Below are 12,896 nucleotides of genomic sequence, written 5' to 3'. Positions count from 1 at the left end.
TCTCAGAATACATAGTTCAGGGATACGGTGGCCAAATTATCGTAGTCGCTGCCATCCTTCGCGTCTACATCGAAGGCATATTCGCCGTGAAGTTTTACATTCTTGGCGAGGATGACATCAGCCTGGACAAGCCAGTAATCCACATCCGTTTTGCTGATTGCTTTATCAATCGGACTCACTATCACAGGTGGTGCTGAATTCGCAAGAAAGGCTCGAAACTTAATTCGCCCCAAAAGATTATCCTCTTTTATGATTAGAGTCATCGCGGTAAGCGAGTATCCTCAGCCGCACTGTGTACGCCAGTTCCTCATAAATAAGAAGCCTTACCGTATTCCATTTTTCCTAAAATATTTAATATGAACCGGTATTTAAAAAAGGATCTCCAAGTGTCATCCGGGTAATAGATTCTTCACTCAGTGACACTGCCCCGTTTCCCGTTTTTCCCACAAGGCTTTTCCGCTTCCTGTAAACGCGCCAGACTCCATCCGGAGTGCCAGCGAAGAATCTGTACCCGTAATGAGGGCATCGGTAAAGCGTCATCCTGAAGTGACAAGCGAAGGATCTATTGCCGTGGTGAGGAAAGCCGTAAAATTTCATCAGAGTAATAGATTCTTCACTCTGTGTCACCGTTCCGCTTTCCCGTTTTTCCCACAAAACCTTCTTACCCCCGTTCAGAATGACCACGTACGGTAAAACGTCATAATGAGCGCCAGCGAAGAATCTGTACCCGTAATGAGGGGGCCGGTAAAGCGTCATCCGGAACGCAAGCGAAGGATCTACTGCCGTGGTGAGGAAAGCCATAAAATGTCATCAGGGTCATAGATTCTTCACTCTGTGTCACCATTCCGCTTTCCCGTTTTTCCCACAAAACATTCTTACCCCCGTTCAGAATGACGCTTTAGGGAAAGACGTCTGACATCATCCTCACAGCTTTCTATGATGAACCAATTATTTGACCGATTTAGTTGCAATATATGTTTTTATATTCATATCATGGAGCCTGCCGATACCATTTGTATCTTCATATAAATCAATAAGCGTGAACCCCGCTTTTAACTGACCCCCTATCTGCTCGGCCATAGTATGCGAAAACTGCATCCCCGATCCTTCTGCCATCATAAAATCCCTGGCTCTTTTATCTTTTAACGGATTAAACGGCATTGCCCAAACTATTTCTTTTTCTTCATCGTCAACAATATAGTTTATCTCATTGTTCAGTCCTGACAGTAAACTGCCACCTTTTCTCAAAACCCTGTAAGCTTCATTAAAAACATGCTGTACATCTTCAACATAACAATTTGAAACCGGGTGGAATATAATATCAAAACTTTCATCTGCAAAAGGAAATTTCTTTGTCATATCTCCTTCAACAGCATTTATATCATAACCTTCTCTTTCTGCTATCAATAATTCAGATTTTATCTGCTTAGATGAATAATCAAGCACTGTACATTCTGCGCCTAAAGCATTAAAGATAGGCATTTGCTGCCCGCCGCCTGATGCCAGTCCCAGAATTTTCTTTCCTTTCAGGCTGCCAAGCCACTCATGAGGAACAAAAACAGTGGGCGTCAGCAAAACATTCCAGCTCCCATTCTTCGCATTTATATATTCTTCATGAGAAACAGGTTTCCCCCATTCCCAGCCTTCTTCAATCCATTTATCAATCGTATCCTTATTAATCTCCTGATATGATTTCATGGTTTACATGCCTCATCTCTACATTATATGATTAAACCAAACACTTTTAACCCGCCAACCGCCCAATTTCTTCACAAAATCGTTTCCGCCGTGCCCACATACCATTGCGGCCGTTCCTCTTTTATTTTGGCCGCCAGCTTTCTTTGCTGTACTTCATTTCCCGCCATCAGGAAAAAAGCGGATCCTGACCCTGTCATCATCGCTTTTTTGCAAAGAGAGGACAGATAGGAAAACGTTTCCCCAAGAACGGGCTCCGCCTTAAACAGGACGTCTTCAAAATCATTGGAAAGAGATGCCAGCAGCACAGCGCGGTCTTTATTTTTCAAAGCCTCTATACAGCTTTCTGCCGTACCTGCCCTGCGGCGGGGGCAGACGTCCAGCAGTCCATAAGCCTTCCCTGTGGAGATAGAAACACCGGGCCGGACGATAACTACGGGCAGTCCCGCCCAACCGGCAAGAGGAGTAAGTTTTTCACCGATCCCTTCACAACGCCGGCACCCGCCTGCCACGCAGAAGGGAACATCAGCCCCCAGTCTCGCCCCCATATCCGCCAACGCCGCAAGAGAAAGCCGCTGCCCTGTCATTCTGTTTAATCCACGGAGGACAGCCGCCGCGTCAGAGGAGCCGCCGCCCATTCCCGCTTCCGACGGAATCTGTTTCACCAGTTCCATGTGGACACCGCCGGAAAATCCTGTTTCTCTGAAAAATAATTCCGCCGCTTCCCACATGAGATTCGCTTTTCCCCCCGGCGCAAGCCCTTCTTTAATGGAAAGAGAAATCCCTCCCGCTTCCGTAAGTGTCACTTCATCGCAAAGAGATATACTGTGCATCACGCTGTCAATCTCATGATAACCGTCTTCTCTCTTTTCCCCCACTGATAAAGTCAGGTTGATTTTCGCATAAGCCTTTTCTGCAATCATTATGATCCCCATTCGTTATTGATGGCTCTATTATATCATTCCGCCAGCGGCATAATAGATATGAAATACTTCTATATCGAAATGATTTGTTGTCATTTGACTTCCTTTCCCGTATAATTCGATATATAGAACATTGTAAATATATTGAATTGTAAACAAAATCTTTTGTGAAGAACCCGAAATTGAAAGGATGAATTTTATGTACGGCATGTTTTTTGATACATATGATACCCCTGTGTACCGCCCGCCAAGTGAAGCGGCCAGCTTTATTCTCCGCGTAACCCGCGGCTGTGCGCACAACAACTGCACCTACTGCAATATGTACCGCGGTGTCAAATTTGAAAAGCTTTCTGATGAACAGATCATGCGCCAGATTGAGCTTGCCCGTGCCACTGACGCGGAAGGCGTGCGCCGCGTATTTCTTGCTGACGGCGACGCCCTTGTACTGCCCACTGACCGTTTGCTGAAAATCTTGGCAGTATTGAAAGAATATTTCCCCAACTTAGAAAGAGTAGCTTCTTATGCCGCGCCGGGAGATATCCTCCGCAAATCCGTGGAAGAACTCACCGCTCTCAGAAAAGCAGGCCTCACCCTGCTCTACTACGGTATGGAAAGCGGCGATTCCCAGACACTGAAAGAGATTCGCAAAGGAGTAAGCGGTGAGCAGTCCATCGAAGTGGGCAAACGCGCCATCGCCGCGGGAATGCAGCTCTCCATCATGGTCATCCTCGGCATCGCAGGCGTAGAAGGATCGGAGCGCCACGCTCTTGCCACCGCCCATGCCATCAATGAAATCAAGCCGACCATGCTTTCTGCGCTGTCCCTCATGCTCTATCGCGGCAGCGAACTGAAAGACCAGTTTGAACGAGGCGAATTCCATCCCCTGCCGCCGGCAGGACTGATGAAAGAACTCAAACTGATCATGGAGAACGTGCATCTTCCTGACAGCGAACGTATGATTTTCAGAAGCAATCACGTGTCCAACTATATCCGTCTGGCGGCGACACTCCCCGCCCAGAAAGATCAGCTGATGGAGGACATAGAGGAAAGCATCGACTACCTGTCCCAAATGAAAGACTGGGATATTTACAACCACGACTGGACAAAATAGTTATGACAGTAAAGGAGACTATCATGAAAAAATTACTGACTTCCGCAGCACTCGCCCTGGCCCTCACCGCTGCAGGCATGACTTCCTACGCCGTAAACTGGGTCTACCTCGGACAGGACGGAAACGACCGAATCTATTATGATACCTCTTCCGTTTCCCGCCAGGGCAACCTGGTTGCCGTCACCATGCAGGAACGGGAAGCGGATGGCGAGGCAGAGGAGTACAATTATCTTTTTGATACCCACCGGAAGAAATACACCCTTGCTTCCAAAATTGAATATGATCGAAACGGGAACGTCAAGAAAATTGAAACTTTCCATGAATCGGATTTCGGATGGAAAAAAGTGAAAGAAAATTCGGAGGAAGAGCTGCTCTATAAACAGATCGTGAATAAGCCGGCCACTGCCTCACTGTAGCCGTCCATAAGCGGGAAATCGGCAGTGAGGTGGGAATATATCCATATCTTCAATACGGAAAGAAAAACATACGCTGTCAATTTCGGACCGCTGCTCTCGGGCATCGGACTTCCTCTCCCCATTTAAAATCCCGCCCATTGAGCAGTACGTACCGCCGGAAATGTATAGAAAATGCAAAAGCCGCCCATTCGGACGGCCGTAACCTGTATCTTTATTAAACTGTTTTCGCAACCAGCGCCTCTTGAAGTACCTTAGAAAAATTAATCCCTTTGTCCAATGCCCGCTGATTTAACCATGCTGGAATTGTCAATGTCTTTTTAACCGATTTCGTGTTTTTCGCCAGATCCACATCAGATTGAATCAACGTTGCGAAAGCATTTTTATCCAGTCTCTTAATTTCTTTAATGTCAGTCGGCATAGGAAGCTGCACTCCGTCTTCCATCATTCCTAATACGTACAGCTCCATTGCCTCCGCGGCTCCGGACAAAATCTCTTCCATTGTATCACCGTATGTAGTGCACCCTTCTAAATCCGGAAACTCTGCCCACATTCCATCTGCGTCTTCGTGTATAACCGCCGGATAAATAAATAACATTTTCATTACCTCCTTTGTCACCCATGCGGGGCTTATTTCAGCCCCGTTCTCTTTAGTATGGCGTTCAGCAGTCCCTTCGGCATATCTTTGCCGTGGACAGCTATAACTTCAAACTTATCGCCTTTGACAAGCCTGTGATGGCTTCCACGCTGTCTCACGTCTTGCCATCCATTTTTCAAAAGCAGTTTCAGTAAGTCTTTGTCTTTCATCCTGCCATATCTCCTTTATTGATTCTATTGTAGCACGTGTATACGTATGTATCAATAGGAATATCTCGTCTTTAACCTGCTATTTTATACAGGAATGCGGTCAGAAGAATTATTAGCACTCACTCTGTCAGATTTTTATGAAAAAGAAAAAAGTATACGTGTTAATAAAACCTATTCACGCCTGCATAAAAAAGACATCATAACATCGCCAAAAACGGAAAAAGGAAATAGAGTCATCCTGCTTCCACAATTCATTGTGGATATGCTCGCCGATTATATTAACCGCCTGCCATATATTAAGCAGAATGAACGCATATTTCCTTGTACTAAATTTTGGCTTTTCCGCCATATGAAATTAGGATGCAAGCTTTCGGGTGCAGAACAGATACGAATTCATGATCTGCGCCACAGCCACGCAAGCCTATTAATTGAAATGGTTTTTTCTCCCTTACTTATAAAAGAACGTTTAGGACATGAAGATATTAAAACAACTCTTCAAACCTACTCCCATTTATACCCGTCTAAGCAAGAGGAATTAACCGCTAAATTAAATGATATAGGACGCAATAGTATCAAAACAGTATCAATAGCATAAAAAAAGACCGCGGAACATCTGTATTTATAGTATGTCCCACGGTCTTTTAGATTATTCCGGATCAATAATGAAAGAGAGAGAAGAGAAATACTTCGGCGTGGTATGTTCATCCTCTTTCTCCCCTGCCACTTCCACACCTACTACGTTCAGACCGTTTGCGCTGACAGTAACTGTAGCGTAACCGTCCGCGTCGGCTGTGGACTCATTAGTCAGGTCATTGATGACGTCCTTGATGAGAGGCGCGTTCGCATAGGGCTTGCCATCTTTATATACACGGATTCTATACGTATCGCCCTTGCGGAGCGTCAGTGGATTCACCTGGGGAACGATCTGGATCGGCACATTATAAATGCCGCCCGGTTTTACATCGGGGCTCCAGTAGTTAATATTCCATTTGATCGCGTGGGTCGTCTTCACCGCGTCCGCTACTTCCGCAAACGGAGCCTGATGCATTTTGCCGGAGCTGTCTTTCGTGAAGAAGCCATAATCAAAGAAAGTCACCGTTACACCCAACTCATCCGTGGGAATGATAGAAATATGATCCTCATAATTTACAGTTTCCACATTCATAGCGTCGAAATTCTTATCATAAGCTTCCACCGCCTTCACACAGGACGGATTGTACGCGTTGTCTGTCGGTCCTTCCCCAAGGACAAGGGCTTTCTGGTCAAAACGGTTTGCAATAAACACACCGTGGGCAGACACGGAAGAGCAAGCCGCGCCAATAGACAAAGCAGCCGCGCAAAGTAACAGTACGTATCTTTTTTTCATGAAAAAACCTCCCTTAAATAATAACCAACTTAATCATAATTATATATATAATTATATCACACCTTATATTTAATTTTAACTTTGCATTTTATAATAAATATTTTTGAAACTCTTTTTCTGTATAAATTTTAACAAAATACAAAATGTCAATCCCCAAATCTGTTTTTATTAATCCTTTCATTTCACATTTCTCCATCAAAAAAACGCCCTGCAGGGAGCGTTTTCTTTTCATATTTTATTCACCGCTTTGTTTCACGGCAGCTTCCATAAAACCGTTGAAGAGGGGGTGGGGCCGGTTCGGGCGGCTCTTGAATTCCGGATGGGCCTGGGTGGCGGCAAAGTAGGGATGGTCTTTTAATTCGATAATTTCCACGAGACGGTCATCGGGGCTGGTGCCGGAAATGACAAGACCCGCCGCTTCCATCTGCGGACGGAATTCGTTGGACACTTCGTATCTGTGGCGGTGGCGTTCGTAGACGATTTCCTGATTTTCATACAAAGTTCTCGCCCTTGTTCCTTCTTTCAGCTTGCACGGATAGATGCCGAGGCGCATGGTACCGCCTTTTTCCGTGACGTCTTCCTGATCGGGCATGAGGTCAATGACGGGATATTTCCCGTCGGGAATAAATTCGGAAGAGTTGGCTTGTTCCATGTGGCACACGTTTCTGGCAAATTCGATGACGGCGCACTGCATGCCGAGGCAGAGCCCAAGGAAGGGAATTTTATTTTCACGGGCATAACGAATAGCGTCGATTTTCCCCTCCACACCGCGGTAGCCGAAGCCGCCGGGGACGACGATACCGTCAACACCGGCAAATACTTCATCCAGATCCGGCTTTTCTTCTTCAAGGATTTCGGAATTGATCCAGCGGATGTTCACCTTGGCCCCCATGGCGTATCCCGCATGGGACAGCGCTTCCGCTACGGAAAGGTAAGCGTCATGGAGCCGGACATATTTACCGACAAGGGCGATCTGCACTTCCTTTTTTGCCGTGGTCATGCGTTCTACCATGGCTTTCCAGTCTTCCATATCCACCGGACGATCTTCAAGTCCCAATTTTTTCAGAGCGATATGGTCGAGACCTTCCTGTTCCATAAGAAGAGGCACTTCATAAATGCTGTCCGCCGTCAGGTTATTGATGACGGCTTCCGGTTCCACATCGCAGAACATGCCGATTTTCTTTTTCATTTCATCCGACAGTTTTTCCACGGTGCGGCACACGATGATATCCGGCTGGATACCGATGGATCGCAGTTCCTTGACACTGTGCTGGGTTGGTTTCGTTTTCAGTTCGCCCGCCGCCGCAATGTAAGGCACAAGGGTGACATGGACATAGATGACATCATTTCTGTTGGGCACGTCTTTCTTGACCTGGCGGATGGCTTCCAGGAAAGGCAGGGATTCGATATCTCCCACAGTACCGCCGATTTCGGTGATAACGATATCCGCATTGTCATTTTTGCCGACACGGAGAACACGGTCTTTAATTTCATTGGTGATATGGGGGATAACCTGTATGGTGGACCCCAAATACTCACCTTTTCTTTCTTTATTGATCACCGACTGGTAGATTTTGCCTGTTGTCACGTTGGAGGCTTTGGACAAATTTTCATCAATGAAACGTTCGTAGTGTCCCAGATCAAGATCCGTTTCCGCGCCGTCATCAGTGACAAAGACCTCGCCGTGCTGGTAAGGACTCATGGTACCGGGATCGATATTGATATAAGGGTCAAATTTCTGAATGGTAACTTTGTACCCTCTGTTTTTCAGAAGACGGCCCAGGGAAGCGGCGGTGATGCCTTTCCCCAAAGATGAAACGACGCCGCCGGTCACGAAAATATACTTTGTCATGGTTCCTCCTTTACATGCGCTCCGGTGCGGAAACACCGAGAATAGAAAGCGCGTGGACAAGCACGTGCTGTACGGCGGTGATGAGGCCGAGCCTTGCCTGTGTCACGCCTTCTTCAACGCCCAGAATGCGGCATTCACGGTAAAAATGATGGAAAAGCCCTGCCAGCTCATAAGCATATTTCGCTATCCGCTGGGGTGCTCGTTCCTTCGCTGCGCCGTCAATGAGCATATGGTAGTTTTCCATTTTCTTGACAAGGTCCAGTTCACATTCTTCCGTCAGTTTCGTAAAGTCTGTCTTTTCCCAGTCGCCCCACTTTACGCCCGCTTCTTTTGCCTGGGCAAAAAGGCTGTGGATACGGGCATTGGCATACTGGATATAGTAAACAGGATTGTCGCTGGACTGCTTTTTCGCCAGGTCAATATCGAAGTCCATCTGGCTGTCCAGTGTGCGGCTGCAGAAGAAATACCGCGCCGCATCGCTTCCCACTTCGTCCATCAGCTCACGGAGCGTGACCGCCTGTCCTGTGCGCTTGGACATTTTCACCGGCTGTCCGTCACGGAGAAGTGTCACCATCTGGAGAAGCATGATTTCAAAATCTTCCGGATCGTAGCCAAGGAACTTCATGGCAGAATGGATACGGATAATATATCCGTGGTGGTCTGCGCCCCAGATATCAATCAGCTTATTGTAGCCCCGTTTTTCCTTGTTCGGCACATAGGCGATGTCGGAACAGAAATAGGTCGGTTCGCCGTTCGCGCGGATAACGACCCTGTCTTTGTCATCACCGTTCTTCGTCGTGGCAAGCCACCAGGCGCCGTCTTTCTCATACAGATATCCGTCCTTTTTCAGCGCAGCGAGAGCGTCGTCCACCTGCTTGGGGTAAAGCGATTTTTCAGAGAACCAGTTGTCAAAAGTGACATGGAAATCGGCCAGATCCTTTTTCAGGATAGACAGTTTTTCATTAAGCGCCACCGTTTTGAACACCTTCAGGCGCGCCTCTTCATCCATGGACAGATACGCATCGCCTTCACGGTCAATGAGGGACTTGGCGGTTTCCACGATGTCATATCCGTGGTAACCGTCCTCCGGCACATCTGCGTCTTTTCCGAGAAGCTGGAGGTAACGGGCATTGACCGATTCCGCCAGGTGGGCAATCTGGCTGCCCGCGTCATTCACATAATACTCGGCATACACATCATACCCCGCCGCGCGGAGCAGGTTCACCAGAGCAGAACCATAAGCCGCGCCGCGGGCGTGCCCGATATGGAGCGGTCCTGTGGGATTGGCGGACACATATTCCACAAGGATTTTGTCTTTTTTATCTTTCGGAAGATCTCCGTAAGAAGCGCCGGCGGAAAGGATATTTCTTAACTCGGCATACACTGTGTCTGCTGCCAGAAAGAAATTGATAAATCCCGCTCCCGCGATTTCCATTTTGGAAACAAGAGGCGCGTCAATATATTTTACGATACTTTCCGCAATGGCGCGGGGCTCTTTATGTGCCGTCCTTGCCCACTGCATGGCCGCATTCGTGGAATAATCGCCGAATTCCTTCGCTTTCGGTATTTCCAGGCGCTGCACAGGAGCATACTCCCCACGGGGAAGTTCGCCTGCCGCCTCGGCCGCCGCCCTTGCCCTTTCAATAATTTCTTTCAGTTCTTCTCTGACTTCCATGAAGTTTCCGATTCCTCCCGCACATCAATAATAATTTCGTTCAGATGGCTGAAAAGCCCTTTCATTTCAATGTCATAAACCAGGCGGAGCCGCCCCTTTCCCCCGCTCACCGTATCGGTGATTTCTTTCGAAGAAACAGTGATTTCCACAGGTCCTGCCGGCGTTATATACTCCGACTTTGCCACAGTGCCCGGACGGTATTCCGTTTCCTGGAGAAAACTCCCCTGCCGTGAAAGCGTGACATGGTCACCGTACATACGGATCGTCGTCGTCGTTCCCTCCATGCCGGAAAGAGACGTTTCCTCGTAGGTCAGGTACCGGCAGTCCTCATCTTCACCGTACACGCCCGGCGTTTCCAGTACCACTTCCTCCGCCTTTCCCCGTTCGTCCCGCTGGATCGACTTGCAGCGGATCATGACCTGCTTTTCCACGGTACCCCGTCCTTCTTCAAACAAAAGAAATGCCGAAAAACAAAAACGCGTTTCGGTATTTTTCTAAAAATATTTACAATTAATTATATCACATTCAAAAGCGGAAAATTCGCCATGAAAAAAGAAAATAAGATTACCCCAGCGCCACGTCGAGAGCCATCATGACCATGAAACCGACAGCAAAGGAAACCACGCCTATATCGGAATGTTCCCCTGCCGACATTTCAGGAATGAGCTCTTCCACGACGACGTAAATCATGGCGCCTGCGGCAAAGCTGAGAAAGCAGGGAAGAAGCGGGACGACAAGGCTCGTAAGCAGAATCGTCAGAACCGCGCCGACCGGTTCCACAACGCCCGAAAGGAAGCCTCCAAAAAAAGATTTCCAGCTCCCCATGCCCGACGCTTTGAGCGGCATGGAAATGATAGCGCCCTCCGGGAAGTTCTGGATGGCGATCCCTGCTGAAAGAGCCATCGCCCCTGACGTTGTCAGACCGCTGCTGCCGGCAAGAACCCCCGCATATACCACGCCTACCGCCATTCCCTCAGGAATATTATGGAGCGTCACCGCCAAAATGAGCATCGTCGTCTTCTTGAGATGGCTCCTCGGCCCTTCCGCCGTTTCCGCATTCATGTGCAGATGAGGAATAATGTGATCCAGAAACAGAAGAAACGCCACACCCACACCGAAACCGATCACCGCGGGAAGGAACGCCCACCGCCCCATAGGCGCCGACTGCTCCAGTGCCGGAAGGAGCAGACTGAAAAATGAAGCCGCCACCATGACGCCCGCGGCAAATCCCGTAAGGCCGCGCTGAACCGATCGGTGCAGCCGTCCCCGCATGAAAAAAACACACGCCGCACCCAGTGTCGTACCAAGAAGGGGAATCATAAGCCCCCAGAAAACATCTTCCATATATATCCCCTATATTTTATACTCTGATTTATATTATTTTACCGCTTTTCTGCCAACAAAAGTATCTTTTCTTTCCCTGTATAGAAATATTTTGTCGGATAATGACAGCAATCAGCTTCCCCCTGCGCCGAAAGGATTTTTTCTGCCCCGTTCATCTGCGTCTTTCCGCCATGATAAAACCGCTCCTCCGAAGAAGAGCAGTTTCCTTACTGCAGCCGGATCTGCATATTATCCGTGATATATTCCAGCGCGCCGGGATACTCTGCGGCATACGCCCGGTAAAGGTACTCCAGCGCCTTGTCCCGATTGATTTCCGTACCGAGACCCTCGGCATAGCAGATTCCCAAATGGTACCAGCTGGCCGCCTCTTCCATTTCAGCCCCTTTTTCATACCAGCGGAACGCTTCTGCCACATTCGGAAGGATTTCATTTCCCACAAGGTACATCGTTCCGATCTCATCCGCCGCAAGACCCTGGCCCAGGGCAAATGCCTGCTTGTACATCTCCACAGCGGCCGCTTTATCTTCAGCCACGCCCGCTCCGTAGCGATAGCACTGGGCAAGAGCGGAATACGCTGCCGCCAGATTCATGCCTGCCGCCTTCTGATAGAGGGCGACCGCCTTTTTTTCGTCCCGCTGTACACCGATGCCGTGAAGGTAACTTTGTCCCAGCGCCCACATGCCCATGGGATAGCCGCGGTCAGCCGTTTCCTTAAAGCAGTCTGCCGCTTTCCTGTCATCCTTCTCTACCGCGCCGCCTTCCATGTAGCAGCGGCCCATCATGAAGAGAGCGTCCAAGTCCCCTGCTCCTGCCGCTTTCCGGAAATAGGAAAAAGCTTTCCCTTCATCAAAATCCACACCCTGCCCCGCATAGTACATAAAGCCGATCGATGTGAGCGCCTCCCTGGAATGCATTTCTTCCGCCTTCCTGTACAGGGAAAGCGCTTTTTTCCCATCTTCTTCCACTTCTTCCCCCAGGCGGTACATATCGCCGAGAGCATTGAGAGAACGCCAATACCCTTTTTCTACGCCTTTCTCCAGCCAGAAGACAGCCTGCTTCCCGCTCTTTTCCACACCGAACCCGTACAGATACATATCGCCCAGCTCATCAGCAGCCACGATATCCCCCGCTTCCGCCGCCTTCACGACAGACGGAAAATACCCGCGGCAAAGCACCGCCCTCTCCTCAGAGCGGGGATCCTCCATGTACGCCAGATTCAACTGGGACAATAGTTCGCCGACCGCCGCGCCTTTCCCGTGCCAGTAGCGGGCTTCCGTTTCATTCCTGTCTTTAATCGAGCCGAGACCGTGATTGTAATACTCACCGAGGAAGTACATCGCCCGGCCGCAGCCTGCCCCGGCAAGCTCCATAAATAAAGGAAACGCTTCATCAAGCCGGCACCGGATGTAGAGCGCTTCCGCCTTATTCAATAACTTTTCGTCAAACATACGAACCTCTCTCATTACCTGTGTACCTATTGTAACACAGTCGGCCTGTGTAAAAAACATCCAACGACGCATATAGGAATATATTGTATAAGAAAAGATGACATATACCATAATGGAATATGTTTAATGCATCAAATATCAGGCATCAGCTTCTATTCTTTCTGCCATTACAAGACCACACGTTCCGTTTTCCTCACCACGGGTATAGACTCTTCGCTGGCGCTCTGAGTGACGCCTTGCCGTCCGCCGTCATTCAGCACTT

General features: G+C 48.6%; 13 protein-coding genes and 1 pseudogene. 3 read left to right on the top strand and 11 right to left on the bottom strand.

Features of this window, described 5'->3' with window-relative positions; translation table 11 throughout:
- Window positions 1-2: 2 nt before the first annotated feature.
- From GCWU000321_RS07095 to ispE, 3 genes are all read right to left on the bottom strand, one after another.
- Window positions 3-233 (bottom strand): hypothetical protein, encoded by a 231-nt coding sequence (locus GCWU000321_RS07095; protein ID WP_156777756.1) that lies wholly within the window; start codon window positions 231-233, stop codon window positions 3-5.
- A 715-nt stretch (window positions 234-948) separates the two neighbouring features.
- Window positions 949-1,698, bottom strand: coding sequence for a class I SAM-dependent methyltransferase (locus tag GCWU000321_RS07085; RefSeq protein ID WP_007070492.1), 750 nt, complete (start codon window positions 1,696-1,698; stop codon window positions 949-951).
- 71 nt (window positions 1,699-1,769) lie between these two features.
- Window positions 1,770-2,618, bottom strand: coding sequence for a 4-(cytidine 5'-diphospho)-2-C-methyl-D-erythritol kinase (gene ispE / locus GCWU000321_RS07080; protein WP_040381477.1), 849 nt, complete (start codon window positions 2,616-2,618; stop codon window positions 1,770-1,772).
- Window positions 2,619-2,817: 199 nt separating this feature from the next.
- Between ispE and GCWU000321_RS07075 the strand changes: the two genes are divergently transcribed.
- Both GCWU000321_RS07075 and GCWU000321_RS07070 read left to right on the top strand, forming a co-directional pair.
- On the top strand, window positions 2,818-3,729 hold the full coding sequence (locus GCWU000321_RS07075) for a radical SAM protein (RefSeq protein WP_211204385.1): 912 nt from the start codon (window positions 2,818-2,820) through the stop codon (window positions 3,727-3,729).
- Between the two features lie 23 nt (window positions 3,730-3,752).
- The gene (locus GCWU000321_RS07070) at window positions 3,753-4,145 is read left to right on the top strand and encodes a surface-adhesin E family protein (RefSeq protein ID WP_040381476.1); all 393 of its coding nucleotides are present in this window, start codon (window positions 3,753-3,755) and stop codon (window positions 4,143-4,145) included.
- 214 nt (window positions 4,146-4,359) lie between these two features.
- On the opposite strand, the gene GCWU000321_RS07060 is transcribed toward GCWU000321_RS07070, so the two are convergent.
- Window positions 4,360-4,740 (bottom strand): type II toxin-antitoxin system HicB family antitoxin, encoded by a 381-nt coding sequence (locus tag GCWU000321_RS07060; protein WP_040381473.1) that lies wholly within the window; start codon window positions 4,738-4,740, stop codon window positions 4,360-4,362.
- Between the two features lie 32 nt (window positions 4,741-4,772).
- A complete protein-coding gene (locus tag GCWU000321_RS07055) occupies window positions 4,773-4,949 on the bottom strand; it encodes a type II toxin-antitoxin system HicA family toxin (RefSeq protein ID WP_007070485.1) in 177 nt (58 codons plus the stop codon).
- A 73-nt stretch (window positions 4,950-5,022) separates the two neighbouring features.
- Here GCWU000321_RS07055 and GCWU000321_RS07050 point away from each other — a divergent pair.
- A pseudogene (locus GCWU000321_RS07050) lies at window positions 5,023-5,544 on the top strand (site-specific integrase); the annotation flags it as partial.
- Between the two features lie 51 nt (window positions 5,545-5,595).
- Here GCWU000321_RS07050 and GCWU000321_RS07045 read toward each other — a convergent pair.
- The 6 genes from GCWU000321_RS07045 to GCWU000321_RS07020 all read right to left on the bottom strand — a co-directional run bounded on the left by GCWU000321_RS07045 (window position 5,596) and on the right by GCWU000321_RS07020 (window position 12,634).
- On the bottom strand, window positions 5,596-6,315 hold the full coding sequence (locus tag GCWU000321_RS07045; RefSeq protein ID WP_007070483.1) for a DUF4198 domain-containing protein: 720 nt from the start codon (window positions 6,313-6,315) through the stop codon (window positions 5,596-5,598).
- 235 nt (window positions 6,316-6,550) lie between these two features.
- Window positions 6,551-8,167: a CTP synthase gene (locus GCWU000321_RS07040; protein WP_007070481.1), complete on the bottom strand. Its 1,617-nt coding sequence runs from the start codon at window positions 8,165-8,167 to the stop codon at window positions 6,551-6,553.
- Between the two features lie 10 nt (window positions 8,168-8,177).
- A complete protein-coding gene (argS, locus tag GCWU000321_RS07035; RefSeq protein ID WP_007070480.1) occupies window positions 8,178-9,842 on the bottom strand; it encodes an arginine--tRNA ligase in 1,665 nt (554 codons plus the stop codon).
- Window positions 9,821-10,273 carry a YwiB family protein gene (locus GCWU000321_RS07030; protein WP_040381471.1) on the bottom strand — a complete coding sequence of 151 codons (453 nt, stop codon included), beginning with the start codon at window positions 10,271-10,273 and terminating at the stop codon, window positions 9,821-9,823. The genes argS and GCWU000321_RS07030 overlap by 22 nt, the downstream gene beginning before the upstream one ends.
- Before the next feature lie 133 nt (window positions 10,274-10,406).
- Window positions 10,407-11,186 carry a ZIP family metal transporter gene (locus GCWU000321_RS07025; RefSeq protein ID WP_007070478.1) on the bottom strand — a complete coding sequence of 260 codons (780 nt, stop codon included), beginning with the start codon at window positions 11,184-11,186 and terminating at the stop codon, window positions 10,407-10,409.
- Window positions 11,187-11,392: 206 nt separating this feature from the next.
- A complete protein-coding gene (locus tag GCWU000321_RS07020; protein ID WP_040381468.1) occupies window positions 11,393-12,634 on the bottom strand; it encodes an SEL1-like repeat protein in 1,242 nt (413 codons plus the stop codon).
- Between the last annotated feature and the right edge of the window lie 262 nt (window positions 12,635-12,896).

It is taken from the genome of Dialister invisus DSM 15470 (assembly GCF_000160055.1).
Taxonomy (GTDB): domain Bacteria; phylum Bacillota; class Negativicutes; order Veillonellales; family Dialisteraceae; genus Dialister; species Dialister invisus.
The sequence above is the reverse complement of the archived record's forward strand: the minus strand, read 5'-3'. Positions and strand labels throughout refer to the sequence as shown.

What these genes read in the sequence shown, in the direction of transcription:
- GCWU000321_RS07085 (WP_007070492.1), bottom strand. Translation starts at nt 1,698, where the DNA reads ATGAAATCATATCAGGAGATTAATAAGGATACGATTGATAAATGGATT.
- ispE (WP_040381477.1), bottom strand. Translation starts at nt 2,618, where the DNA reads ATGATTGCAGAAAAGGCTTATGCGAAAATCAACCTGACTTTATCAGTG.
- GCWU000321_RS07075 (WP_211204385.1), top strand. Translation starts at nt 2,818, where the DNA reads ATGTACGGCATGTTTTTTGATACATATGATACCCCTGTGTACCGCCCG.
- GCWU000321_RS07070 (WP_040381476.1), top strand. Translation starts at nt 3,753, where the DNA reads ATGAAAAAATTACTGACTTCCGCAGCACTCGCCCTGGCCCTCACCGCT.
- GCWU000321_RS07060 (WP_040381473.1), bottom strand. Translation starts at nt 4,740, where the DNA reads ATGTTATTTATTTATCCGGCGGTTATACACGAAGACGCAGATGGAATG.
- GCWU000321_RS07055 (WP_007070485.1), bottom strand. Translation starts at nt 4,949, where the DNA reads ATGAAAGACAAAGACTTACTGAAACTGCTTTTGAAAAATGGATGGCAA.
- GCWU000321_RS07045 (WP_007070483.1), bottom strand. Translation starts at nt 6,315, where the DNA reads ATGAAAAAAAGATACGTACTGTTACTTTGCGCGGCTGCTTTGTCTATT.
- GCWU000321_RS07040 (WP_007070481.1), bottom strand. Translation starts at nt 8,167, where the DNA reads ATGACAAAGTATATTTTCGTGACCGGCGGCGTCGTTTCATCTTTGGGG.
- argS (WP_007070480.1), bottom strand. Translation starts at nt 9,842, where the DNA reads ATGGAAGTCAGAGAAGAACTGAAAGAAATTATTGAAAGGGCAAGGGCG.
- GCWU000321_RS07025 (WP_007070478.1), bottom strand. Translation starts at nt 11,186, where the DNA reads ATGGAAGATGTTTTCTGGGGGCTTATGATTCCCCTTCTTGGTACGACA.
- GCWU000321_RS07020 (WP_040381468.1), bottom strand. Translation starts at nt 12,634, where the DNA reads ATGTTTGACGAAAAGTTATTGAATAAGGCGGAAGCGCTCTACATCCGG.